General features: G+C 71.3%; 21 protein-coding genes. 13 read left to right on the forward strand and 8 right to left on the reverse strand.

From position 1 onward, the window contains the following. Nucleotides 1–30 precede the first annotated feature (30 nt). The 13 genes from flgF to H4F90_RS01550 all read left to right on the forward strand — a co-directional run bounded on the left by flgF (nt 31) and on the right by H4F90_RS01550 (nt 14,892). Nucleotides 31–762, forward strand: coding sequence for a flagellar basal-body rod protein FlgF (gene flgF / locus H4F90_RS01490; protein ID WP_182660792.1), 732 nt, complete (start codon nt 31–33; stop codon nt 760–762). 95 nt (nt 763–857) lie between these two features. Then, a complete protein-coding gene (gene flgG, locus H4F90_RS01495; RefSeq protein ID WP_182660794.1) occupies nt 858–1,640 on the forward strand; it encodes a flagellar basal-body rod protein FlgG in 783 nt (260 codons plus the stop codon). 8 nt (nt 1,641–1,648) lie between these two features. Continuing rightward, nucleotides 1,649–2,365, forward strand: coding sequence for a flagellar basal body L-ring protein FlgH (locus tag H4F90_RS01500; RefSeq protein ID WP_182660797.1), 717 nt, complete (start codon nt 1,649–1,651; stop codon nt 2,363–2,365). A gap of 198 nt (nt 2,366–2,563) precedes the next feature. Beyond that, entirely contained in the window at nt 2,564–3,694 is a 1,131-nt protein-coding gene (locus H4F90_RS01505) for a flagellar basal body P-ring protein FlgI (protein WP_407926166.1), read from the forward strand. Beyond that, nucleotides 3,694–4,608 carry a flagellar assembly peptidoglycan hydrolase FlgJ gene (flgJ, locus tag H4F90_RS01510; RefSeq protein WP_182660799.1) on the forward strand — a complete coding sequence of 305 codons (915 nt, stop codon included), beginning with the start codon at nt 3,694–3,696 and terminating at the stop codon, nt 4,606–4,608. Before H4F90_RS01505 ends, flgJ begins: the two co-directional genes overlap by 1 nt. A gap of 31 nt (nt 4,609–4,639) precedes the next feature. Next, nucleotides 4,640–6,349 carry a flagellar hook-associated protein FlgK gene (gene flgK / locus H4F90_RS01515; protein WP_182660802.1) on the forward strand — a complete coding sequence of 570 codons (1,710 nt, stop codon included), beginning with the start codon at nt 4,640–4,642 and terminating at the stop codon, nt 6,347–6,349. Between the two features lie 29 nt (nt 6,350–6,378). Further along, entirely contained in the window at nt 6,379–7,305 is a 927-nt protein-coding gene (gene flgL / locus H4F90_RS01520; RefSeq protein ID WP_182660804.1) for a flagellar hook-associated protein FlgL, read from the forward strand. A 94-nt stretch (nt 7,306–7,399) separates the two neighbouring features. Next, complete coding sequence (locus tag H4F90_RS01525) at nt 7,400–8,611, forward strand: EAL and HDOD domain-containing protein (RefSeq protein WP_182660806.1); 1,212 nt, start codon at nt 7,400–7,402, stop codon at nt 8,609–8,611. Nucleotides 8,612–8,624: 13 nt separating this feature from the next. Further along, nucleotides 8,625–9,008: an Hpt domain-containing protein gene (locus H4F90_RS01530; protein ID WP_182660808.1), complete on the forward strand. Its 384-nt coding sequence runs from the start codon at nt 8,625–8,627 to the stop codon at nt 9,006–9,008. 18 nt (nt 9,009–9,026) lie between these two features. Continuing rightward, nucleotides 9,027–11,267: a putative bifunctional diguanylate cyclase/phosphodiesterase gene (locus tag H4F90_RS01535; RefSeq protein WP_182660810.1), complete on the forward strand. Its 2,241-nt coding sequence runs from the start codon at nt 9,027–9,029 to the stop codon at nt 11,265–11,267. Further along, entirely contained in the window at nt 11,264–13,096 is a 1,833-nt protein-coding gene (locus H4F90_RS01540) for a GGDEF domain-containing protein (RefSeq protein ID WP_182660818.1), read from the forward strand. The genes H4F90_RS01535 and H4F90_RS01540 overlap by 4 nt, the downstream gene beginning before the upstream one ends. A gap of 63 nt (nt 13,097–13,159) precedes the next feature. Further along, the gene (locus tag H4F90_RS01545; RefSeq protein ID WP_182660820.1) at nt 13,160–13,957 is read left to right on the forward strand and encodes a glycosyltransferase family 2 protein; all 798 of its coding nucleotides are present in this window, start codon (nt 13,160–13,162) and stop codon (nt 13,955–13,957) included. Continuing rightward, complete coding sequence (locus tag H4F90_RS01550) at nt 13,954–14,892, forward strand: DUF6492 family protein (protein ID WP_182660822.1); 939 nt, start codon at nt 13,954–13,956, stop codon at nt 14,890–14,892. Before H4F90_RS01545 ends, H4F90_RS01550 begins: the two co-directional genes overlap by 4 nt. Here the strand turns inward: H4F90_RS01550 and H4F90_RS01555 are convergent. The 8 genes from H4F90_RS01555 to H4F90_RS01590 are packed head-to-tail and all read right to left on the reverse strand — an operon-like array spanning nt 14,889 to nt 23,010. Further along, nucleotides 14,889–15,878, reverse strand: coding sequence for a glycosyltransferase family 2 protein (locus H4F90_RS01555; RefSeq protein WP_182660824.1), 990 nt, complete (start codon nt 15,876–15,878; stop codon nt 14,889–14,891). The genes H4F90_RS01550 and H4F90_RS01555 overlap by 4 nt on opposite strands. Nucleotides 15,879–15,889: 11 nt before the next feature. Continuing rightward, a complete protein-coding gene (locus H4F90_RS01560) occupies nt 15,890–17,113 on the reverse strand; it encodes a glycosyltransferase (protein WP_182660826.1) in 1,224 nt (407 codons plus the stop codon). A gap of 46 nt (nt 17,114–17,159) precedes the next feature. Further along, a complete protein-coding gene (locus H4F90_RS01565) occupies nt 17,160–17,807 on the reverse strand; it encodes a PglD-related sugar-binding protein (protein WP_182660828.1) in 648 nt (215 codons plus the stop codon). Then, on the reverse strand, nt 17,804–18,910 hold the full coding sequence (locus tag H4F90_RS01570; protein ID WP_182660830.1) for a DegT/DnrJ/EryC1/StrS family aminotransferase: 1,107 nt from the start codon (nt 18,908–18,910) through the stop codon (nt 17,804–17,806). Before H4F90_RS01570 ends, H4F90_RS01565 begins: the two co-directional genes overlap by 4 nt. 52 nt (nt 18,911–18,962) lie before the next feature. Then, nucleotides 18,963–20,084: a glycosyltransferase gene (locus tag H4F90_RS01575; protein WP_182660832.1), complete on the reverse strand. Its 1,122-nt coding sequence runs from the start codon at nt 20,082–20,084 to the stop codon at nt 18,963–18,965. Then, the gene (locus H4F90_RS01580) at nt 20,081–21,124 is read right to left on the reverse strand and encodes a glycosyltransferase family 4 protein (protein ID WP_268911837.1); all 1,044 of its coding nucleotides are present in this window, start codon (nt 21,122–21,124) and stop codon (nt 20,081–20,083) included. The genes H4F90_RS01575 and H4F90_RS01580 overlap by 4 nt, the downstream gene beginning before the upstream one ends. A 6-nt stretch (nt 21,125–21,130) precedes the next feature. Next, nucleotides 21,131–21,862, reverse strand: a complete 732-nt coding sequence (locus H4F90_RS01585) for a polysaccharide deacetylase family protein (protein WP_235971908.1) — start codon at nt 21,860–21,862, stop codon at nt 21,131–21,133. A gap of 47 nt (nt 21,863–21,909) precedes the next feature. Beyond that, nucleotides 21,910–23,010: a glycosyltransferase family 9 protein gene (locus tag H4F90_RS01590; protein ID WP_182660838.1), complete on the reverse strand. Its 1,101-nt coding sequence runs from the start codon at nt 23,008–23,010 to the stop codon at nt 21,910–21,912. Between the last annotated feature and the right edge of the window lie 6 nt (nt 23,011–23,016).

Here is a 23,016-nt window from a genome sequence, read left to right on the forward strand (position 1 = left end):
ACCCTGAACCCCTGAGGCCCGGAGCCCGCCATGGACCGCATGATCTACCTGTCGATGTCGGGCGCGAAGGCGACGATGCAGCGCCAGGACCTGCTCTCGAACAACCTGGCCAATGCCTCGACGACCGGCTTCCGGGCCGAGCTGCAGGCCTTCCGCGCGGTGCCGGTGCGCGGCGACGGCGCGACCACCCGCGCCTACGCGCTGGAAACCACCACCGGCTACGACCCCGCGCCCGGCCCCGTCACCGCCACCGGCCGGCCGCTGGACGTGGCCCTGCAGGGCCGCGCCTGGCTGGCCCTGCAGGCGCCCGATGGCAGCGAGGCCTACACCCGCGCCGGCGCGCTGACGGTGGATGCCCAGGGTCAGTTGATGAGCCTGGGCGGCCTGCCGGTGCTGGGCGAGGGCGGGCCGATCACCGTGCCGCCGGGGGCCGAGCCCAGCATCGCGCCCGACGGAACGGTCAGCGCACGGCAGGCCAACGGCAGCTTCATTCCGGTCGGCCGGCTCAAGCTGGTCACGCCCGAGGCGCCGCTCCAGCGCGGCGAGGACAGCCTGTTCCGCACCGCCGACGGCAACCCGCTCGACGCCGACCCCGCCGCGCGCCTGCAGGACGGGGCGCTGGAAGGCTCGAACGTCAGTGCCATCGGCACGATGGTGGCCATGATCGCCGCGGCCCGCCAGTTCGAGCAGCAGCTCAAGCTGCTCGGCCACGCCGAACGCAACGAGGACAACGCGGCCAAGCTGCTGTCGGTCGACCGCTGAGCCGCGGCCGGAAGAAGCCGGCCCGCGCGGCCCTTCTTCCGCCGATGCCCCACCCGCCGTCCGCGCGACGATCGGCGGGCACGAAGGAGAAGGCCATGATGCGCGCCCTGTGGATTTCCAAGACCGGGATGGAGGCCCAGCAGACCCAGCTGGACCACATCTCGAACAACCTCGCCAACAGCGCGACGAACGGCTACAAGCGTTCGCACGCGGTCTTCGAGGACTTGATGTACCAGAACCTGCGCCAGGCCGGCGCCAACAGCTCGGAGCAGACCCAGCTGCCGACCGGCCTGCAGGTCGGCCTGGGCACCCGCGCGGTGGCCACCTCGCGGCAGTTCACGCAGGGCAATCTGCAGCAGACCGGCAACAGCCTGGACGTCGCCATCAAGGGCGCGGGCTTCTTCCCGATCCAGCGGCCGGACGGCAGCACCGCCTACAGCCGGGACGGTGCCTTCCAGCTCAATGCCCAGGGCCAGATCGTCACCAACAACGGCGAGCTGCTCGGCGACGGCATCAGCGTGCCGCCCGAGGCCCAAGGCGTGACCATCGGCAGCGACGGCATCGTCACCGCGCGCATGCCGGGCCAGGCCGCGCCGCGGCAGATCGGGCAGATCCAGCTCGCGAACTTCCAGAACCCGGCGGGCCTGGAGCCGCTGGGCCAGAACCTGTTTGCCGAGACGGCCGCCTCCGGCGCGCCCAACACCGACGCGCCCGGCGCCAACGGCCTGGGCAGCCTGACCCAGGGCTTCGTCGAGACCAGCAATGTCAACGTCGTCGAGGAGCTGGTGACCATGATCCAGACCCAGCGCGCCTACGAGCTCAATTCCAAGGCCATCCAGACGGCCGACCAGATGCTGCAGCGTCTGGGCCAGATCTGAGCCCGGCCATGGACGACCGTCGCCTTCCGCCCCCCCCGTGCCGCCGCCGTGCGCCGGCCCCGGCCGGCCTCGCACTGGCGGCCGCCGCGCTGCTGGCAGGCTGCGCCGGCCTGTCGCCGCGCGTCGAGGTGCCCGACACCGGGCCGGTGCGCCCGGCCGCCGTGGCCGCGGCCAACCCGCCGGCGGCCACCGGCTCGCTCTATGCAGCGGCCGGCTACCGGCCGCTGTTCGAGGACCATCGTGCGCGGCATGTCGGCGACACCCTGCAGGTGCGGATCGTGGAGAAGATCACGGCCAGCGCCAGTTCCAGCAGCGCGATCGACAAGTCGGGCGATGTCTCGGCCGGCGTCAGCGCGGTGCCGCTGCTGCCGCCGAGCGTGCTGAACCGGGCCTCGGCCTCGGGCAACTCCAGCAACACCTACAGCGGCAAGGGCACGACCCAGAGCACGAACGACTTCACCGGCACGATGACCGTCAGCGTCGTCGAGGTGCTGCCCAACGGCCACCTGCTGGTGACCGGCGAGAAGCAGATCGGCGTGAACGATGCGGTCGATGTGCTGCGCTTCTCGGGCCAGGTCGATCCGCGCAGCATCCAGCCGGGCAACAGCGTGGCCTCGACCTCGATCGCCAACGTGCGCCTGGAGCATCGCGGCCGCGGGGCCGCCGCCGACGCGCAGGTGATTGGCTGGCTGGCACGCTTCTTTTTGAGCGTTCTGCCGATCTAAAGATTTCCAGAATGGTGTCGAAGGGGGAGGGGAGCGTCTCCGCCCCCGCGGACCGACACCGCCATGAACGCCATCCTGACCCAGCCGCCTTCCCGCCTGTCCTGGTTGCGCCACGCCGCGCAGCGGCATGCCGGCCCCCCCGCGGCCGCCGTCGCCGAGGACGAGCATGAGGACGAGGACGAGGCCACCGCGCTGCGGATCGAGCCCCTCAGCCCCCTGCTGCGCTTCGCGCTGGCGCTCTGCATCCTGGTGGCCAGCGCCGCGCTGTGGTGGCCGGCCCCGGCCCAGGCCGCGCGGCTCAAGGAAATCGCCGCCGTGCAGGGCGTGCGCAGCAACCCGCTGGTCGGCTATGGCCTGGTGGTGGGCCTGGACGGCACCGGCGACCAGACCACCCAGACCCCCTTCACCGGCCAGAGCCTGCAGTCCATGCTGCAGCAGCTCGGCGTGACGGTGCCGGCCGGCACCAATATGCAGGTGCGCAATGTGGCGGCGGTGATGGTCACCGCCAGCCTGCCGCCCTTCGCCCAGCCCGGCCAGGCCCTGGACGTGACCGTGGCCTCGCTGGGCAATGCGAAGAGCCTGCGCGGCGGCACGCTCATCACCACGCCGCTCAAGGGCCCGGACGGTCAGGTCTACGCCCTGGCCCAGGGCCATCTGGTGATCGGCGGGGCCGGGGCCTCGGCCGGCGGCTCCAAGGTCCAGATCAACACGCTGAACGCGGGGCGCATCCCGGCCGGTGCCCTGGTCGAGCGTGCGGTGCCGACGCCGCTGAACCAGGGCGACAGCCTGCAGCTCGACCTCAACAGCGCCGACTACTCCACCGCCCGCGCGGTGGTCGAGGCCATCAACCGCCGGGCCGGCCAGCCCCTGGCCCAGGCCCTGGACGGCCGCACCGTGCGGGTGGCCATGCCGGCCGACCCGGGCGCGCGCGTGGCCCTGCTGGCCGACATCGAGAACCTTCCCATTGCCCGCGAGATGCCGGCCGCCAAGGTGGTCATCAATGCCCGCACCGGCTCCATCGTGGTCAACCAGGCGGTCACGCTCAGCGCCTGCGCGGTGGCCCACGGGGCGCTGAGCGTGACGATCAGCACCCAGCCGGTGATCAGCCAGCCCAATGCCTTCGGCGCCGGCCAGACGGTGCAGGCCGAGAAGTCCGACATCACGGTGGCGCAGGGCGCCGGCTCGCTGATCCAGCTGCCGGCCGGCGCGCAGCTGACCGATGTGGTCAAGGCGCTGAACAGCCTGGGCGCGACGCCCCAGGAGCTGCTGGCCATCCTGCAGGCCATCCAGGCCGCGGGCGCGCTCAACGCCGAGCTGGAGGTGATCTGATGGCCGCCCTGCCCGGCAGCCTGCCGGCCACCCAGCTCCAGGCCCTGCGCGGCGAGGCCGCCCGCGACCCCAAGGCCGCGGTGCAGGCCGCGGCGCGGCAGTTCGAATCGCTCTTCATGCAGGAGCTGATGAAGAGCATGCGGGCCGCCACGCCGAGCAGCGGCCTGATGGACAACGGCGGCACCCAGCTCGGCACCGAGATGCTGGACCAGCAGTTCGCGCAGCAGCTCAGCGGCCTGCCTGGCGGCCTGGCCGATCAGATCGCGCGCCAGCTGGCCCGGCAGCAGCCTGCGGCCACGTCCCCGGCGTCCTCGGCGTCCTCGGCATCTTCAGAATCTCCCACCGCCACCGCAGCCTCCGGGACGGTCCGCGAACTCCCGCGCCGGCCCGGCAGCCTCTCGCGCGAGGCGCTCTCGCCCGCGGCGCTGCACGCGGGCAGCGCGCCGCAGCAGTTCGTGGCCCAGCACCGCGCGGCGGCCCAGGCCGCATCGCAGGCCACCGGCATCCCGGCCGACTTCATCCTGGCCCAGGCGGCGCACGAATCCGGCTGGGGCCGCCGCGAGATCCGCATGCCCGACGGGTCCAGCTCGCACAACGTCTTCGGCATCAAGGCCGGCCCGGGCTGGACCGGCAAGACCACCACCGTGACCACGACCGAGGTCGTGGACGGCGTGCCGCGCAAGGTCCGCCAGACCTTCCGCGCCTACGGCAGCTATGCCGAGGCCTACACCGACCATGCCCGCCTGCTGAGCCAGAGCCCGCGCTATGCGCGCGTGGTGGCCGAGGGCGGCAGCGCGCAGGGCTTCGCGCGCAGCCTGCAGAAGGCCGGCTATGCGACCGACCCCGACTACGCGAGCAAGCTCGGCCGCGTGATCGACACCACGCTGCGCGTCGCGCGCAGCCTGAACGGCTGAGTCCGGCCGCCGCTTCCCGACGAGGTTTCCCATGTCCGGCCTGCTTTCCCTCGGCGTCCGTGCGATGAACGCCAGCCAGACGGCCCTCCAGGTCGCCGGGCACAACATCGCCAATGCGAACACCGCCGGCTACAGCCGGCAGGACATCCTGCTGCGCGCGACGCCCGGCGCCTTCAGCGGCGCCGGCTACATCGGCAAGGGCGTCGAGGTCGCGGGCGTGAGCCGGGCCTACGACAGCTATGCCGTCCGCGAGGAGCAGCGCAGCAGCTCGCAGGCGGCGATGGACGAGGCCCGGCTGCAGCAGCTGCAGCAGCTCGACACCCTGTTCCCGCTGGGCGAGCAGGGCCTGGGCCAGGCGGCGACCCAGCTCTTCAATGCCTTCGTCGACGTGGCCTCGGCGCCGCAGGACCTGTCGGCCCGGCAGGTCGTGGTGTCGCGGGCGGAGGACTTCGCGGCCCGCGCCCGCGCGGTGGCCGAGCAGCTTGAGCAGATGCAGTCCGGCGTGCGCAGCGACCTGGGCGTGATGAGCACCCAGGCCAACCAGGTCATCGATTCCATCGCCCGCGTGAACGGCCTGATCCAGGCCGCCCAGGGGGCCAGCCAGGCCCCCAACGACCTGCTCGACCAGCGCGACCAGCTGGTGCGCGATCTCTCGGCCCTGCTGCCCGTGAGCACCGTCGAGACCGACCAGGGCGGCCTGAACGTGATGCTGCCCGGCGGCCAGGCCCTGGTGATGGGCAGCCAGGCCCGTGCCCTGGAGCTGCGGGTGGACCCGAGCGATGCGCGCCTGCGCCAGGTGGCCCTGGTGGGCAGCGCGGCGCCGCTGGCCACCAGCCAGCTGGCCGGCGGTCGCCTCGGCGGCGTGCTGCGCTTCCAGAACGAGGATCTGCCCGCCACCCGCAGCCGCTTCGAGGCCCTGGTCTCGGGCGTCACGGCGGCCGTCAACGCCCAGCAGGCCCTCGGCGTGGCGGTGGACGCGGCCGGCGGCCTGCATCCGGGCGGGCCCTTCTTCGACGACGGCGGCCAGGGCGCGCTGGGCCTGCAGGTGGCGATGCGCGACCCGCTGGGCGTGGCGGCGGCCGCACCGGTGGCGGCCTCGGCCAGCGCGGCGAACCTCGGTACCGCCTCGGTCGCCGCGCTGGCCGTGCGCAGCTGGGATGGCGCGAGCCGCCCCCAGGTCGAGCTGGAATTCACCGGCGCGGCCACCGGCACCGCCGCCACCGGCTACCGCTGGCGGGTCGACGGCGGCGCCTGGACCAGCGAGGCCGGCCTGCCCCAGCCGCTGACGCTGGACTTCCCCGTCGGCGGCGATCCGGACAGCGCCGCGCTCGGCTGGTCGCTGACCCTGCAGGGGGCCCCCAAGGCCGGCGACCGCTTCACCGTCGCACCGCCCAGCGGCAGCGCTGCCGAGGTGGCCGAAAGCCTGCGCCACCAGAACGGCAATGCCCTGGCCATGGTCGGCCTGCGCGAGAAGGCCCTGGTCGAGGGCTCGACCGCCGGCAATGCCTATGCCGAGCTGATCGCCGAGGTCGGCCTGCGCGTCGACAGCGGCCGCACGCTGGCCGAGCTGTCGAGCAGCGCGGCCGAGCAGGCCACGGCCGAGCGCAGCGCGCGCTCGGGCGTGAACCTGGACGAGGAAGCGGCACGCCTGATCCAGTACCAGCAGGCCTACCAGGCCTCGGCCAAGGTGCTGCAGGTCGCGCAGTCCCTGTTCGACACCCTGTTGCAGGTTGCCGGCTGAGTCCGGCGTCCCGAAGGAAAGCCCACCCCATGCGCCTGACCACCGCCTCCCGCTACGAAGCCGGCATCGGCGAACTGCAACGCCGCCAGCAGGCCCTGGGCGAGGCCCAGCAGCGCCTCGTCAGCGGCAAGCGCGTGGAGCGTGCCTCCGACGATCCCGTGGCCGCCGCGCGCGCCGAGCGGGCGAGCGCCAGCTTGGCCATCAGCACCGCCAGCCTGCGCGCGCTCGACGCCAGCCGCACCCACCTGACGCTCAGCGAAAGCACGCTCGGCCAGTCCGCCGAGCTGCTGCAGCAGGCCCGCGACCTGGTGGTGAACGCCGGCAACGGCGCCTACACCGACGCCGAGCGCGCCACCCTGGGCGACAGCCTGCGCGGCCTGCGCGAGCAGCTGCTGAACCTGGCCAACCGCGGTGACGGCAACGGCAGCTACCTGTTCGGCGGCCAGGGCTCGGCAGGCGAGCCCTTTGTCGAGGGGGCTGGCGGCGTCAGCTACCGCGGCACGCCGGGCGACACCCAGCTGGCGGTGGGCGAGGCCCGCCTGACCTCGGCCGTCGACGGCGACCGCACCTGGACGGCGGTGCCCGACCGCGGCGGCGCGACGATCAATGTCTTCGATGCCCTGGCCGCGATGGCCGATGCCCTGCAGACCCCCGGCCGCAGCAGCGCGACGATCGCCGCGTCCAACACCGAGGCCCTGCGCGTGATCGACCGCGTGCTGGTCCAGCAGGGCCGCGAGCGCAGCGCGGCCGGCGAGGCCCTGAACCGGCTCGAGGGCATCGAGAGCCGCCTCGGCCAGCAGCAGCTCGATGCGCAGCAGGTGCAGTCCGACGCGACCGATCTCGACATGGTGGCCGCGATCTCCGACTTCCAGAACCAGCAGACCGGCTACAACGCCGCGCTGCAGGCCTATGCCCAGGTGCAGCGCCTGAGCCTCTTCGATTACCTGAAGGGCTGAAGCCCGGAAGCGGGTGGCTGAAGCCGGCCATTCCGCGGTTTTCCGGCAGGCACCGCTCCGGACAATGGGGCTTCGACACCCGCCCTGCTGACCTGTGAGCTCCTCCATCCTCGCCCGCGTCGCGCTGGGCTACGCCCCGATGATCGACCGCCAGCGCGCGGTGATCGCGACCCGGCTCACGCTCTTCCCCCTGCGGCCCGGCGAGCCCCTGGCCGCCGGCGAGCTGCTCGATGCCCTGGCCGGGGTCTGGCCGGAGGGGGCGGGCGAGGTCTCGCTCAACATCCTCAGCGAGAGCCTGCTGCACGACCTGATGGCCGCGCAGCCAGCCCGCCACCTGGGCGTGGAGGTGCCGGCCTTCATGGCGGCCGACCCGGCCCACACCGCGGTCATCGCCGCGCTGGCCGCACGCGGCAATGCCCTGCTGATCAAGGGCCGGCCGTCGCGCGAGCTGCCCCGCGAGCTGCTGCCCTGCTTCCGCCAGTCCATCATCGACCTGGGCGAGGACCGCCGGCTCAAGGAGTCGGCCGGCCAGCCCAGCCCGGTGCCGCGCAGCATCGGCTTCGTCCAGTCCGGCATCCACACCCTGGCCGAGATGGAGGCCAGCTTTGCCCGCGGCGCCGTGGCCGTGCTGGGCTGGCCTTTCCAGGACGCCCTGGCCCGCCGCCACCGGCCGGCCGACCGGGCAGCCGGCCAGCCCTCCGCCGAACTGGGCGTGATCATGGAAATGATGCGGCAGCTGCAGTCCGGCGCCTCGGTCGAGACGCTCGAATCGACGCTGAGCCAGGACCCGCGCCTGGCCTTCCGCCTGCTGCGCTACCTGAACTCGCCGGCCTTCGGCCTGGCGGTGGAGGTGGGTTCCTTCCGCCACGCCCTGATGCTGCTGGGCACCCAGCGCCTGCAGCGCTGGCTGGCCCTGCTGCTGGCCACCGCCAGCGAGGACCTGAACCTGCGCCCGCTGATGTTCGCCGCCGTGCGCCGCGGCCTGCTGATGGAGGAGCTGCTGCAGCGCAGTGGCTACGAGGAACTGGCCGGCGAATGCTTCATCTGCGGCGTGTTCTCCCTGCTCGACCAGTTGCTCGACCAGCCCTTCGAGGCCCTGTTCCGCAGCCTGCCCGTGCCCGACCGCGTGCGCCAGGCCCTGGTCGAGGGCCAGGGGCCCTGCATGCCCTACCTGCGCCTGGTGCAGGCGGTGGAGGGGGATGATCTGGATCCGATCCGCGAGGCTTTCGCCTCGCTCTTCAGCTACGCTGGTGAAACCAACGAAGCCTTGCTGGCGGCCCTGGCCCGGGCCACCAGCCTGCGCTGAATCCCTGCCGACCGTGACCGCCGAACGCTCGCCCGCAAGAGGCCCCCTGCTCGACCCCGACGCCCTCGCCCAGCTCCGCGCGCTGGATCCCCAGGGGCGCCATGGCCTGCTGCCGCGGGTTGCCGGCCTCTTCGAGGCCTCGCTGGCCAGCCTGCTGCCGCAGCTCGACGCGGCCGAGGCGGCCGGTGATCTGGCGGTCGTCCGGCATGTGACCCACACCCTCAAGTCCTCCAGCGCCAGCCTGGGTGCCCTGGCCCTGTCGCGCTGCTGCGCGGAGGCCGAGCGCCTGGCGCGCGAGGAGCGTCGCGAGGGCCTGCCCGAGCTGCTCGACCGCCTGCGGGCCGAGCTAGGCCATGTGCGTCCGGCGATCGCCGCACTGGGCCAGCCCGGCGCCTGAAACCCGCCGCTGCCGCGCATGCCCTTCAGCATCCGACTCGATCACGAGCCCGTCGATCCGCCGCAGCTGCTGCTGATCGACGACGACGCCGTCGCCCGGCTGCTGACCGCCACTGCGCTGCGTCAGCATGGCTTCGAGGTCACGGTGGTCGAAAGCGGGCCCGAGGCCCTGGCCCTGCTCGAGCGCTGGCGGCCCGATCTGATCGTGCTGGACGCGCTGATGCCCGGCCAGGACGGCTTCGAGACCTGCCGCCTGCTGCGCGCCCGGCCTGGCCTGGCGGCGCTGCCGGTGCTGATGCTGACGGGTCTGGACGACGAGGCCTCGATCGAGCAGGCCTACCGCGCCGGCGCCACCGACTTCTTCCTCAAGTCCAGCCGCTGGGCGATGCTCGTCGGCCGCCTGCGCCATCTGCTGCGCGCGGCCCGCGTGCGCGACGAGCTTGAGCGCAAGCGCAGCGAGCTGGCCCGTGCCCAGCAGATCGCCCGCATCGGCAGCGTGGCCTGGCGCCCCGGCCGCTTCGGCCTGGATTGCACGGCCGAGGCGCTGCATGTGCTGGGCCTGCCCAGCGGCAGCCGCCTGGGCCTGCGGCAGGTGCTGCGGCGCCTTGAGCCCGTGGCCCGCCGGGCCCTGCTGGCCCAGCTGCGCGAGGCCCTGGCCGGCCGCGAGCCGATGACGCTGGACCTGCGCCTGGCGCGCGACGGCGGTCCCGAGCTGCTGCTGCAGGTCGAGGTGGAGCCGCAGTTCGATCCGCGTGGCCAGCTCAGCGGCTACACCGGCATCGTGCAGGACGTCGGCGAGCGCCGCGCCGCCGAGGACCGCATCCACCAACTGGCCCATTTCGACGCCCTGACCGGCCTCCCGAACCGCCGCGAGCTGATCGCCCGGGCCGAGCGTGCGATCGATGCCGGTCGCCGCGAGGGCGAGGCCCTGGCCGTGCTGCTGATCGGGCTGGACCGCGTCAAGCTGGTCAACGACACCCTGGGCCATGCGGCGGGTGACGAGCTGCTGCGCCGCGTCGCCTTCCGCCTGCAGACTTGCGTGCGGCACGGCGCGCTTGGGGTCGACCCGCCCGAGGGTTCACGGCCCGCCACCCGCCACGACGACCTGCTCGGCCGTCTGGGCGGCGACGAATTCGTGGTGCTGCTCAATGGCACCGGCCGCGAGCGTGACGCCTGCGCGGTCGCCCAGCGCCTGCAGGACGCCCTGCGCGCCCCGCTGAGCCTGGCCGGCCAGGATGTCTTCATCACCGCCAGCATCGGCGTGGCCCTGTTCCCCCGCGATGGCGCCTCCGTCCCCGAGCTGCTGCGCCATGCCGACGCGGCGATGCGCGCGACCAAGGAGGCCGGCCGCAATGCGGTGACGCTCTACCACCCCACCCTGGCCGGCGGCGGCCGCGAGCAGCTGCAGACCGAGACGGCCCTGCACATGGCCCTGTCGCGCGGCGAGCTGGTGCTGCACTACCAGCCCAAGATCGATCTGCGCAGCGGCCGGGTGGCCGGGGTCGAGGCCCTGATGCGCTGGCAGCGCGGCGACCGTCTGGTGCCGCCCGGCGACTTCATCCCGCTGGCCGAGGAAACCGGCCTGATCGTGCCCATGAGCGAATGGGCCCTGCGCGAAGCCGCCCGCCAGGCCGCGGCCTGGCGGGGCCTGGCGGGCCTGGACGGCCCCATCGCGGTCAATCTGCCGAGCCGCCTGTTCGAGTGCAGCGACCTGATCGCCACCCTCGGCAGCGCGGCCGAGGCGGCCGGCGTGCCCGCCGGCGCCGTGCAGATCGAGATCACCGAGACCGGCCTGATGAAGAACCTGCAGACCGTCATCCCGACCCTGCACCGCCTGCACGCCATCGGCGTCGGCCTGGCCATCGACGACTTCGGCACCGGCTACTCCTCCCTGGCCTACCTGACCACGCTGCCGATCGACGAGCTGAAGATCGACCGCAGCTTCATCCGCGACCTCGGCGTCACGCCGCAGAGTGCCGCGGTCGTCGGGGCGATCGTCGCGCTGGCCCGCACGCTCTCGCTGCGCGTGGTGGCCGAAGGCGTCGAGACGCTGGGCCAGCTGGAGGCGCTGCTGGACCTGGGCTGCGACAGCGCCCAGGGCTATCTGATGGCCCGGCCGATGGCGGCCGCGGCCCTGCAGGCCTGGGTGGCCGGTCTGACGGCGGGTGATCAGCCCTGGCAGCAGACCATCGCCCCGCAGGCCGCGCCGCGCCGGCTGCCTTCCGTCCGGCCGCGCAGCCCGGGCGCCCATCCCGGATGAACGCGCCCGAGCCCCGCCCGGAGGCCGCGGCCTCGGTTGCGGTGCGGGCCAAGGCCACCTTGCGCCGTCTGGCCCTGGAACGCCTGGAACCCACCCCCGAGAACTACGCCCGCGCCTATGCCGCCGAATCCGGCCAGCAGCCCCCGGAGCCGGCCCGCGCCGAAGGCCCGGACGGCGAGGCCTGGGCCGGCCTGATCGAACGCACCCTGCGCGCGCTGGAGCGCTCCGACCGCGGCTGGACCGTCGCCCGCCGCAAGGACAGCCTGCAGCGCGTGCTCGGCGGCAGCCGCAAGGACGCCGCTCGCCTGCACCAGCGCCTGACCCAGTTGCTGGCCCGCTGGGACGAGGCGCCGGCCGAGGCCGACGAGCCCCCCGGCCCGCGCGAGGCCGAGCCCGCCGCCCGGCCGGGCGCCGAGCCGGCGAGGCCGCTTGAGGCCCCCATCGCCCAGGGCCAGCCGGCCGGAACCCCCCCGGCGGCGCCGCAGCACGCCCTCGCCCCCACCGCCGGACCGCAAGCCGCCGCGGACCCGCCCGCGCGGCCCCAGGCCGCCGATCCACCCGCCGCCTGGCCGGCCCTGGTCGACAGCCTGGCCGCCTCGCTCGACGCCGCCTTGCCGGCTGACGATGCCAGCGCCCGTGCCCTGGCCGAGCGCCTGCAGCGGCGCCTGCAGGCCGCTCGCCCGCCCGATGCCGCCTCGGCTGGCGAGGTGGCCCTGCTCTGCGAGGAAGCGCGTCGCCTGATCGCCCACCGCCTGCACGGCCACGAGGTGCTCACCCGCCTCTGCCGCGGCCTGAGTGAGAGCCTGATCGAGCTGGCCGAGGACGAGAGCTGGGCCCGTGGCCAGGCCCAGGCCATGCGCCAGCAGTTCGAGACCGGCCTGGCCGCGCGCGGCCTGCGCCAGCTCGACGAGATGCTGGCCACCACCCGCGCCTGCCAGCAGCGCCTGCAAGGCGAGCGCCGCGCCGCGCGCGAGGCGCTGAAGGCCTCGATCCGGCAGATGCTCAGCGACCTGGCCAGCCTGGGCCAGACCTCCGGCCGCTATGCCGACAGCCTGGACCGCCATGCCGAGGCCATCGCCGCCGCCGACACCCTGGACGGCCTGGCCGGCCGGGTGCGCGAGATGGTGGCCGAAAGCCGCGCCGTGCAGTCCCTCGTCGCGCAGACCCGCGACCGCCTGCAGGCCGAGCAGGCCCGCGCCGAGGCCATGCAGGACCGCGTGCGCACGCTGGAGGACGAGATCCGCCGCCTCGACGACGAGGTCTCCACCGACCCGCTGACCCAGATTGCCAACCGCCGCGGCCTGATGCGCGCCTTCGACAGCGAGTGCGTGCGCCTGGCTCGTGCCGCCGACGAGGCCGCGGCCGGCCCTCCGGCCGGTGCCCCGACCGAGATCGCAGACGGCGCCCTGACCGAGCTCCCGGCCGGCCCACCGCCGCTGGCCGTGGCCCTGCTCGACATCGACAACTTCAAGCGCCTGAACGACCGCCTCGGCCATGCCAGCGGCGATGCCGCCCTGCAGTTCCTCGCCCGCCACGTCACCCGCGCGCTGCGCCCGCAGGACACCCTGGCCCGCTACGGCGGCGAGGAGTTCGTCGTGCTCCTGCCCGCCACCCCGGTCGACGAGGCCCAGCGCGTGCTCAGCCGCCTGCAGCGCCTGCTGAGCGCCGAGCTGTTCACCCGGGACGGCCCCGAGCGCATCTTCGTCACCTTCTCCGCCGGCGTGACCGCCCACCGCCCCGGCGACCCGCTGGACGCCGCCCTGGCCCGGGCCGATGTGGCGCTCTACGAGGCCAAGCGGACGGGGAAGAACCGGACCTGTCTAGGGTAAGCGACCCGCAGTTTACGACGCCTCAGATGATATATTGGCATCTTACTCATAACATAACACGCCATGTCCGCCCGCTCTAGCCGCCGCACAACGCTTTCTGTGATGATGATTGTTCGCGATGAGGGTGACCGAATCGAGGCTAGCTTGCAGTCGGTAGTTGGCTGGGCAAGTGAAATCATCGTGCTGGACAGTGGCAGCACCGACGGCACGATCGACATCGTCAGCCGTTACACTGATAAGCTATGGGTTACCGACTGGCCAGGCTACGGTCCTCAGCGTAACCGCGCGCTCAACCACTGCAGTGGCGATTGGGTTCTTTCGATCGACGCTGATGAGGTGGTTACACCGGAATTGCGCGACGAGATCGATCGTGTGCTCGACGAGTCGGGATGCGATTTCACTGTGCTTAAAATGCCGTGGAAGACCTTTCTTTTCGGGCGCCCTCTGAAACATGGGCGCTACACCTCGCCACAGGCCAAGCTCTTCCGTCGCGAGGGCGCGCGCTACCGTGACCACCAGGTGCATGAATCTCTAATGATGCCGCGTCGCAAGGAGCGTGTTCTCAATGCGCCGCTGGAGCACTACTCATGGCGCAACTACCAGCACGTGCAGGAAAAGCACCTCAAGTACGGCTGCTTGCTCGCTGCTCAGAAGTTCGCTAACGGTCGTCGTGGCTCTTTGGCGTACGCCGCGTTACGCTTTGGAATCGACTTCCTGCAGCAGTACTTGGTGCGGGGCGGTTTTCTTGACGGAAGCCGTGGATTTCTGATGGCTGTAATCTTAGGGCAGTACGCGTTTCATAAGTATGCGGCGCTCTGGGCGTTGGAGGCGGAGAATACGATGTCCTCACGTAAGCCATGATCTTCGCCATGGAGAGTAGCCCGATGCGAGTAGCACTGCTGACGCCGACCTACCGCGCCGACCTGCAGCGCTTCGGCCTGCTGCGCGAGGCGCTCGAGGCCTTCGGCTGCGATTTGCCGCACCTAGCGGTAGTGCAAACCGAGGACCTGCCGCTGTTCCGCAACGCGCTGGGCGCCACCCGGGTCGAGTGGATCGCCTCGGCCGAGGTGCTGCCCGCCGAGGTCGAGGCCACGCGACGGCGCCTGTCGGGCTGGCCCGACGGATACCGTAAGCTGCGCCGCAGCCTGGCCAAGCGCTTCGGCTGGTTTCCGGACGCGGCGAGCGATGGATGGCACGTGCAGCAGATCGTCAAGCTCGCCGTGCCGGCGATCGGGCCGTACACGGCCTACGTGGCGCTCGACTCCGACGTGCTGCCCACCGTGCCGCTGCGCGCCGAGCACTACCTGCACGACGACCGGGCCGCGTTGATGATCGAGCACCAGCCCACCTTCGCGCACTGGGCCGATGCCGCCGCGCGCATGTTGGCGCTGCCGGCCGAGACGGTGCGCCCGTTGAACTTCGTGGCCTGGCCGTTCGTGTTCCATCGCGACACCGCGCGCGGTCTGCACGCCCACCTGGCCCAGGTGCATGGCGGGCGCCCTTGGTGGCGCAGCCTGCTGGGCCAGCGGCCCGGCGAGCTGTCGGAGTTCACGCTCTACGGTGCCTACGCGCAGTTCATCGAGCGGGGCCGCCACCATTTCGAGAGTTTGGCGAACACCGCGACCCGCTTCGTGATCACGCAGCAGCAGCGTGACCAGGCCGCCGCGCTGGTCGAAGCCGCGTTTGCCGATCCGGCCGCGCGCTTCGTGCTGCTGCAGGCCAGCCGCCGCTGGCCCGTCGAACCGCTGGTGCCGCTGATCCGGCAACGGCTGCAGCAGGCCGCGGCCCGGCTCTAGCGGCGGCGTGGCCGCAGCAGGCGGCCCAGCGTGTCATAGGTGGCGTTGATGCGCCAGGCCCCAGGCACCTGCCGCGCCGTCCGCCACAGCGCCAGCAGGCGGGACGCCCGGGGGCGCGAGTGGTCGTCCTGCAGCGCACGCAGCGTCTTGCGCCACTGCAGCGCCGCGAGGGCGGCGCGGGCGTCCGCGTGCAGGGTCTGCAGGGCCGGGTCGTCGAGCAGGCGCGTCAGCAGCGCCTGGTGCTCGTCACTGAAGCGCTCGGCGTCGGCGAGCGACTTGGAGGCGCCATGCAGCCGGAACCACGCCAGCCTGCGATCGCTGTACTGCACGCGCGGGAAACGCTGCGTGTAGCGGATCAGCAGGTCGAGGTCGAAGCGGTAGTGCAGCGTCGCATCGATGCCGGTCTCGCGCAGCGCCGCGGTGCGGTACCAGATGCCTGGCTGGTGCCAACGCGTGCGCGACTCGATCGGCAGGCGCACCAGGTCGCGTGCCGTCAGCGCGCGGCTGGTGCGCAGGCGGTCGAGACGGTGCTCGCTGAAGTTCTGCGTGCAGCCGCCCAGCAGGTCGGCATCGCGCACGCGGGCCACCTCCCACAGCGCGCCGGGGGCCAGCAGGTCGTCGGAGTTGATCCAGTTGAACCACTCGCCGTCGGCGCGGGCCAGGCCCTTGAGGAGGGCATCGACCTGGCCACGGTCGCGCTCCGACACCCAGCTGGTCAGCCACGGCGCGTAGTGCCGCAGGATGTCGACCGAACCGTCGGTGCTGCCGCCGTCGATCACGTGGTAGTCGAGCGCCGGATAACCCTGCTCCAGTACCGAGCGGATGGTGGATTCGAGGAAGGCGGCCTGGTTGTAGGAGGGTGTGACGACGGTGATGCGCGGCGGGTCCGCGGGGCGAGCGGCGGCCGACGGGATCGCGACGCCGGGCCAGTGGGGCGGCAGCCGCGCGGGGGTCAGTCGAGCGGGCAGCTCCGGACGGGAAGTCATGGTCTCTCAGCCTAGGCCCGGCGGCTCTGCTGCCGCCGCGCGAATTCGATGGATTCCAGAAGAGTCGACCCGCACAGGCGTCGGCGCTTCTGTCCGCTCTCGACAAGGTGCTGCGCCGAGGGGCAGACGTGCGGCGTCGCGAGGGCGGCGCGCATGCGATCGGCCAGCGTCGCCGCGTCGCCGGCCGGGAAGTAGCTGACCCGTTCCTCGGCAATCTCGAGGTTGACCGGGATGTCGGAGAGGATCGAACGCACGCCGAGGGCCACGGCGTCGTACACCGCACCGCCGCCGGGTCCGCCTTCGAAGCGCGTTGGCTGGATCACCGCCACCGCGTCCTTGAGCAGCGCGATCTGGTCGTCCTTGGGGATCAGCCCGAGTATCTGCACCCGCTCGCTGATGCCCAGCGATGCGAGTGACTGCAGCAGGCCCGGGAAGTACGCGGGATCCCGGTGATCTTCCGTCGAACCGGTGCAGACGAGCGTCAGTCCAGGGTGGTCCTTCGCCACCTCGGCGTAGGCACGGAACGCGGTCAGGTGATCCTTGTGCTTCCAGAATTGGCTGCTGATGATGAAGTAGGCGCCGGCGATGCCATACCGGGATCGCATCGCGCCCGAATCGAGCGCGAACCAGTGGGCTGCGGGCGCGGCCCCGAACGGCAGGGGGAACACCCGCGCGGCATGTCCAGGACAGAAGCGCTCGATGTCCGCGGCGACGTCTCTCGCGTTGACGATGACGCTCGATGCGCGTGACAGCGTGGACCGGAAGCGTCGGTCGCGCGAGGCCGATTCGTCCGGCGTGAAGTACTGCGGAAGATGGCGGTGCTGGAAGTCGTAGATGTAGCCGACCCAGGGGACTCGCACCACCGGCTTGAGCGCCGAATCGGCCGGCAGCAGGGCCTGCAGGCCGAGCCGTTCCGAGGCTCGTGCGATGGCGGCGTGCCCGGCCTCGATGCGGTGCACATGCACATCGATGCCGTGGCCGGAGAAGATCCGTTCCATGGGCTCACCGGCGGGCGATGCCGGTGCGGGCAGCGGGTGACCCAGCCATTGGCGGCTGCTTCGCCACAGGGCACCGGCCCAGCCGCGTTCGTGGAAGCGGCGCCGTGGCTCGGGCAGCAGCGCGTGCAACTCCATCGGCTCCCCGGTGGCCGCCAGACTGGCCGTGATCAGCCTGAGTAAGTCCTGGCCGCCCGTCCACCGAACGAAGCCATGACCGAGCAGACCCAGCTTCAGCATGGGTCACGCAGCCGTCGCGCGGCGGCCGCTTCAGCGGCGAACGGACTCATCGCAGTCGCCGGGCGGGAATGCCGACATAGACGCCGTCCTCCACGTCGATCGACTTGACCAGGACAGAGCCTGCACCCAGGGTCGTCCTGGATGGCATGCTCAGTTTCTCGAGCACCTGGCATCCCGTGCCAACCAGGCAGCCATCACCCATTCTCACGTTCCCGGAAATGTTGCATCCGGGGTTGAACACGTTGCAGGAGCCGATGACCGAGTCGTGACCGACCGTGGTGTTGAGGTTGAAGACATTGAAATCACCGACAACGACATCGCACGTCACTACGCTGCCGGCATGGAACAGGTTCCCCACACCGCACTTGATGTAATCGAGGCTGACCGTGCTGCGGGGATGGAACAGGTTCGGGAAGCGAAGGTGGCTCAGTTTCGACAGCCGCGTCGCCAGCGCTTGGCGGATTCGCGGCGAGCCGATGCCGATCACGACGTCCAGGTCGTGCCGGGCATCGAGCAGGAGCGCGTCGGTCCCGACGACCTTGCCGAACCGCATGGCCATGCTCGCATCGGCCTCGTCTTCTCCAAGGAAGGCGATCTCCGTCCACGAACCGGTGGACTGCATCACGGCGTGCGCGAGCTGGGCGACCTCTTTTGCGTAGCCCCCCGTGCCGACGATGTACAGACGCGAGCTCATGCCGACCTGGAGCAGAAGCTTGCGATCGAGTGGGCGATGTGGTCGATCTGTTCGCCGCTCAGGCCGGGCCAGCTCGGCAGGTTGACGCCGCGCCATGCCAGGTCCTCCGCCACCGGGTGCTTGCGGTAGCTGCGGGCATACATCGGCATCGTGTGCACTGGATAGAACAGGGGGCGGGTCTCGATGCCCGCTTCGGCCAGGGCCGCACGCAGCGGTTCACGCGCTTCGGCGCGCTCGGCCAGGATCGACACCATCCAGTAGCTGTGCTGCGTGTCGGGCGCCTCGGCGTGGAGCTCGATCGGCAGGCCGGCGAGGCGACGCGCGTACTGCTGGGCCAGATCTCGCTTGCGCGCGATGATCTCGTCGGCCCGCTCGAGTTGCGCGAGGCCGATGGCCGCAGCGATGTTCGTCATGCGGTAGTTGTAGCCGACCACGTCGTGCCAGTACTCGCGGTGCGCGGCCAGACCCTGGCCCTTGAAGTGGCGCGCGCGTTCGTTCAGGGTCTTGTCATTGGTGACGACCATGCCGCCTTCGCCGGTCGTGATGGTCTTGTTTCCGAAGAAGCTGAACGTGGCGATGTCGCCGAAGGTCCCGGCATGCCGGCCCGCGTACGTCGATCCGAAGGCCTCCGCGCAGTCTTCCACGAGGAACAGGCGGTGTTCGCGCGCGATCGCGGCCAGCGCGGCCATGTCGCAGGTCTGACCGTAGAGATGGACCGCGAGGATCGCGCGTGTGCGCGGCGTGATGTGGCGCCGCACGTCCTCCGGGTCCATCTGCCAGCTGCTGCGCAGCGAATCCACGAAGACGGGCGTGGCGCCGGTGTACGAGATGGCATTGACGGGCGCGATGTAGGTGAGCGTGGGAACGATGACCTCGTCGCCCGGTCCGATGCCCAGCGCCAGCAGCGCCAGATGCAGGGCGACCGTGCCGTTGCAGACGGAGGCGGCGTGCTCGACCCCGATGTACGCCGCGAACGCGGACTCGAACTCTCCGACGAAGCGGCCGCGCGAGGAGATCCACGACGAGTCGATGCACTCGTTGACATAGGCTTTGACGTTCCCGCTGAGATCTGGGCGGTAGACGGGAATCCGGTGCTGGTTCATCGGGAAACTCCGAGTGGCGGATGGCGTGGCGCCTGGATGGCAGGATTGTCGATCACCCGGGCGCAGCCCCGACACAGGCGCGGTACACGGCCAGGTTGCCGTCCACCATCGCATCCACCGAAAACTCGTCGAGCACCAGCTGCCGCCCGGCCGCGCCGTAGCGCGCGCGCAGCGCGGGGTCGCCGAGCAGGTTCGTCAGGTGCTGCGCCAGCGCTGCGGCATCGCCGGGTTCGATCAACTCGCCGTTCAGTCCCGGCCGCACGATCTCGGGGATGCCCCCGGCACGGCCGGCGACGATGGGCAGGCCGCAGGCGGCGGCCTGCAGCAGGGCCACGCCCAGACCCTCCATCTCGGCCGGGTGGACCATCAGGTCGCAGGCCGGCAGCAGGCGCGGCAGGTCGTCGCGGAAACCGGGGAAGAGCACCGGCCCGCCGTCGGGCAGGGCGCCGTGCAGGCCGGCCGCGCGGGCCTCGGCGACGATGGCTTCGTGCAGCGGCCCGCGGCCCAGCAGCAGCACCCGGGCGCGCGGGTGGCGGGCCAGCACGCCGGGCAGGGCGGCCAGCAGGGTGCGGTGGCCCTTGCGAGCGATGAACTGCGCGGCCATCACCAGCAGCAGGGTGTCGGGCGCCAGGCCCAGTTCGGCGCGGACCGCGGCACGGTCCGGGTGGTCGGCGGCGATCGGCGCATAGGCGGTGGTGTCCACCGCGCTGGGCACGCAGACCAGCTTGGCCTCGGGCACGCCCTCGGCGCGCAGCACGCGGCGGATGCCTTCGGAGATGGTGACGATGCGGTCGTGCAGGCGGTACTTGAGCGCGACCCAGGCGCGCGGCTCGGGGTTGTCGACGCGCCGGCTCAGCACCACCGGCACGCCTTCCAGCCGCGCGGCGAGGGCGCCCAGCACATCGCTGCCGCGCCGGCTGTGCAGGTGGACGAGATCCGGCCGCTCGGCACGGATCAGCCGGCGCAGGCGGCCGACCAGGCCCAGGTCCAGGTCGCCGCCCATGGCCAGTTCGTGCACCGTGGCATGCGCCGCGGCGGCAGGGGCGATGGCGCTGCCGGGCGGGCAGGCCAGCACGCTGTCGACCCCCGCCGCGCGCAGGCCGCGCAGCAGGAAGACGACCTGCAGCGCGCCGCCATAGAGGTGGCGGCCGGCTTCGATGTGGAGCACTTTCATGCGCGTGCCGCCAGCGCTTGCGCGTAGACCGCTTCCGTGCCGTCGATCATGTGATCGAGCGTGAAACGTTCCTCGTAGCGCTGACGTCCTGCCCGACCCCATCGTTCGCCAACGGCTCGGTTTGCGACCAACTCGCAGATGGCAGAGGCGAGAGCATCTGCGTTCTCCGGCGGGACCAAGCGTCCCTGCACACCGTCCTCGATGACTTCGGGGATGCCGCCCACGGCGGTCGCGATCACCGGGAGGCCGGCCGCCGCGGCCTCGATCACCGACAGTGAGATGGCTTCGCGTCGGGATGCGCAGAGGTAGGCGTCGGCCACGCCGAGCAGCCGCCCCACGTCTGGACGGTACCCGAGGAAATGTACTCGCTCACCGGCCTGGGCCAGTTGTTCTTGCCCGTAACCCGACCGATGGTCCCCCACCAGGACCAAATGGACCGGGTGTGGGCATCGCTTCAGGGCTTCGATCATCAAATCCTGGCCCTTGGCATGCACGAAACGGCCTGCGCTGAGTAGGACAAAGGCGTCTGAAGGAAGACCGAGTTCGGTCCGCAGCGCGTCCCGGGGACCGGGCGGCGTGAAACTCTGGCCGTTGTGCACGGTGATGACCCGGGAAGGGTCGTGCCCTTGCCTGAGGAGGTTTTGGCGTACCGCGTCCGAAACCGCAATCAGGCGCTTGGCCCGGCGCATGTGCTTGTGGACATTCGTTGCATGAACGGTGCTGACGGCGACAGCCGGCAAACCCCGGACGGCCCAGCCTGCATATTGGGACGCGCGCACCAGATGGGCGTGCACGATGTCAGCTTGCCACTGGCGAATCAGACGGCGCAGCTTGAATAGCGCGGCCAGGTCATACAGCCCGGCCATCCTCAGAATTTCGACCTGCAACCCTGCCGCTTCGCATTGACCAGCCAGCCAGCTGCCGCCCGGCACGGCACAGCAAACCGCGTGACCGCGCTGCTTTAGTGCAATTCCCAGCGCCAGCATGTGGCTTTCGGCCCCACCATAGCTTGGACTGTGTAGCAGTTGAAGGATACGCATGAGGGCTTATTCAGCCGCCGCCTCGGCCTTTACGATGGCGCCACGTCCTTTACGCGCGTGCTTGAACAAGATCTTCCAGGCAAAGCCGAACAGGTTGTCACCGTGGGAAATGGCCTTTCGGGGCAGCTCGTGCACATTCGTTGCGAGATTGGCGGCACCCCGGATGCAGGTCAGGCCGCTGTGGTACCCGGCGGTCTGTACGCATGCGCGTGCCGATTCCGTGTAGTCCCCGTAGGGATAGCAGAAATGGCGGATGTCATGGCCCAGCATGTCTTCCAGTTCGTGCTTACTGTTGAGGATCTCGCCGCGCATCTGGGTGTCAGACAAAGTTGAAAGGCGGCGGTGATTCTGGGTGTGGGATCCGAAGTCCACGCCTTCCGCGTCGAGCCTGCGCAGGGTCGCACGGTCCATCAAGTTGGCGGCGGGAAGGTCAGAGCCTAGCCAGCGCGCCGGGCCGCCGACCTGTCGGCTCACGAGGAAGACCGAGGCCGGATAGCCCATCGATTTCAGAATCGGCCAGGCATGGTCCGCGAAATCCTGGTACCCGTCGTCAAAGGTCAGGACGACGCGCGGCCGGTCGAACTGGCCTGCAGCGACGTGGACCAGCGCCTGGTCGAGGCTGACCACGTCGATCCCTGCCCAACGCAGGAAATGCATTTGTCGGGCGAAGCGCCCGACATCACAGAACAGCGCTCGATGAGCGGCCGGTCGGGGGAAAACGCCGACGCGGTGGTACATCAGGATGGAGAGCGCAGATCGGGCGCTGGGCGCGGCTAGGTCACGGGTCATAGGGACAACTCGGTTCCGGGTTGGGCGGCGGCCAGGACCGTTTCGGCCGCGCGCCAGACCTGCGCCAGGTCTAGGTCACGCATGCAGTCGAAACGACCCCCGCAACTGGGGCGGCGCCGACATGGCGAGCATGCCCGTCCGCTGTGCAGCACGACGGTCGTCGGGCTGCCGGCATCCAGGTACGGGCGGGTTGAGCCAAACAGCGCGACGGTGGGGATGTGCAGCGCCGTTCCCGCATGCGTCAGGCCGGTGTCCACCCCGATGAGCAGCTTAGCCTGACTGATCACGGCGAGGCTGGCATCCAAAGGCAGGTGGCCGGCTAACTGGAGGGTACCAGTGGCCTGGGCCACCAGCTGTTCCGATGCTGCACGATCCGCCGGCCCGCCCAGCACGACTGGCAGCATGCCACGGGCCCGTACGAGCCGTGCGAGTTCGACCCACCGGTCCTCGAACCAGTGCTTCTGCGGACGGGTGGTCCAGGGGCAAAACACCACCCGTGGCAGGGCAGGGTCGGCTCCCGCAAGGCGGGCGGCGGAGGCCAGCGCGCGATCCGCAGCCAAGGTTGCGGCTTCGCTGGGCACGAGATCCGGGCGGAACGTGTCTGCCGGGGCCCCGAGGTATTCGGCCAGCGCCCGGTACTCCGCCCCGAAGCGTCGCCTGGCGTCCGCTTCGGGCGGCACCAGCCGTTCGGTGGCCAGGTGGTGGCTGCCCTCCCAGCCGATCAGGCTTATCCGGCGTGGCGCCCCGCTCAGCCATCCCCACACGGCGCTCTTTAGCAGGCCCTGGGTGTCGAGCACAAGGTCGAAGCGGCCGTCCTTCAGTTGACGCCGAAGCTGAAGAAAGCCCTTCAGCCATGCGCCGTAGCGTCGCTCCTGCCACAGGCGGCGCCATTCGCCGCGCGGCCATACGATCACATGGTCCAGCCGCGGATGCCCGCTCAGCAGGGGCAGGGCGGCCGGCTCCACCAGCCAACTGATCTCAGCCCGGGGGTGGATCGCCCGTAGAGCGGGCAGCAAGCCCGAAGCCATGATGACGTCGCCCAAGGCGGACAGGCGGATCACCAGGATCCGGGCGGGTACGGCGGCGGTGCAGGGCATGGTCGG

This window comes from Aquariibacter albus (genome assembly GCF_014145335.1).
Taxonomy (GTDB): domain Bacteria; phylum Pseudomonadota; class Gammaproteobacteria; order Burkholderiales; family Burkholderiaceae_C; genus Aquariibacter; species Aquariibacter albus.

Excerpts from the sequence above, each read along its gene's own strand:
- flgF (WP_182660792.1), top strand. The coding sequence starts at position 31 with ATGGACCGCATGATCTACCTGTCGATGTCGGGCGCGAAGGCGACGATG.
- flgG (WP_182660794.1), top strand. The coding sequence starts at position 858 with ATGATGCGCGCCCTGTGGATTTCCAAGACCGGGATGGAGGCCCAGCAG.
- H4F90_RS01500 (WP_182660797.1), top strand. The coding sequence starts at position 1,649 with ATGGACGACCGTCGCCTTCCGCCCCCCCCGTGCCGCCGCCGTGCGCCG.
- flgJ (WP_182660799.1), top strand. The coding sequence starts at position 3,694 with ATGGCCGCCCTGCCCGGCAGCCTGCCGGCCACCCAGCTCCAGGCCCTG.
- flgK (WP_182660802.1), top strand. The coding sequence starts at position 4,640 with ATGTCCGGCCTGCTTTCCCTCGGCGTCCGTGCGATGAACGCCAGCCAG.
- flgL (WP_182660804.1), top strand. The coding sequence starts at position 6,379 with ATGCGCCTGACCACCGCCTCCCGCTACGAAGCCGGCATCGGCGAACTG.
- H4F90_RS01535 (WP_182660810.1), top strand. The coding sequence starts at position 9,027 with ATGCCCTTCAGCATCCGACTCGATCACGAGCCCGTCGATCCGCCGCAG.
- H4F90_RS01540 (WP_182660818.1), top strand. The coding sequence starts at position 11,264 with ATGAACGCGCCCGAGCCCCGCCCGGAGGCCGCGGCCTCGGTTGCGGTG.
- H4F90_RS01545 (WP_182660820.1), top strand. The coding sequence starts at position 13,160 with ATGTCCGCCCGCTCTAGCCGCCGCACAACGCTTTCTGTGATGATGATT.
- H4F90_RS01550 (WP_182660822.1), top strand. The coding sequence starts at position 13,954 with ATGATCTTCGCCATGGAGAGTAGCCCGATGCGAGTAGCACTGCTGACG.
- H4F90_RS01555 (WP_182660824.1), bottom strand. The coding sequence starts at position 15,878 with ATGACTTCCCGTCCGGAGCTGCCCGCTCGACTGACCCCCGCGCGGCTG.
- H4F90_RS01560 (WP_182660826.1), bottom strand. The coding sequence starts at position 17,113 with ATGCTGAAGCTGGGTCTGCTCGGTCATGGCTTCGTTCGGTGGACGGGC.
- H4F90_RS01565 (WP_182660828.1), bottom strand. The coding sequence starts at position 17,807 with ATGAGCTCGCGTCTGTACATCGTCGGCACGGGGGGCTACGCAAAAGAG.
- H4F90_RS01570 (WP_182660830.1), bottom strand. The coding sequence starts at position 18,910 with ATGAACCAGCACCGGATTCCCGTCTACCGCCCAGATCTCAGCGGGAAC.
- H4F90_RS01575 (WP_182660832.1), bottom strand. The coding sequence starts at position 20,084 with ATGAAAGTGCTCCACATCGAAGCCGGCCGCCACCTCTATGGCGGCGCG.
- H4F90_RS01580 (WP_268911837.1), bottom strand. The coding sequence starts at position 21,124 with ATGCGTATCCTTCAACTGCTACACAGTCCAAGCTATGGTGGGGCCGAA.
- H4F90_RS01585 (WP_235971908.1), bottom strand. The coding sequence starts at position 21,862 with ATGTACCACCGCGTCGGCGTTTTCCCCCGACCGGCCGCTCATCGAGCG.
- H4F90_RS01590 (WP_182660838.1), bottom strand. The coding sequence starts at position 23,010 with ATGCCCTGCACCGCCGCCGTACCCGCCCGGATCCTGGTGATCCGCCTG.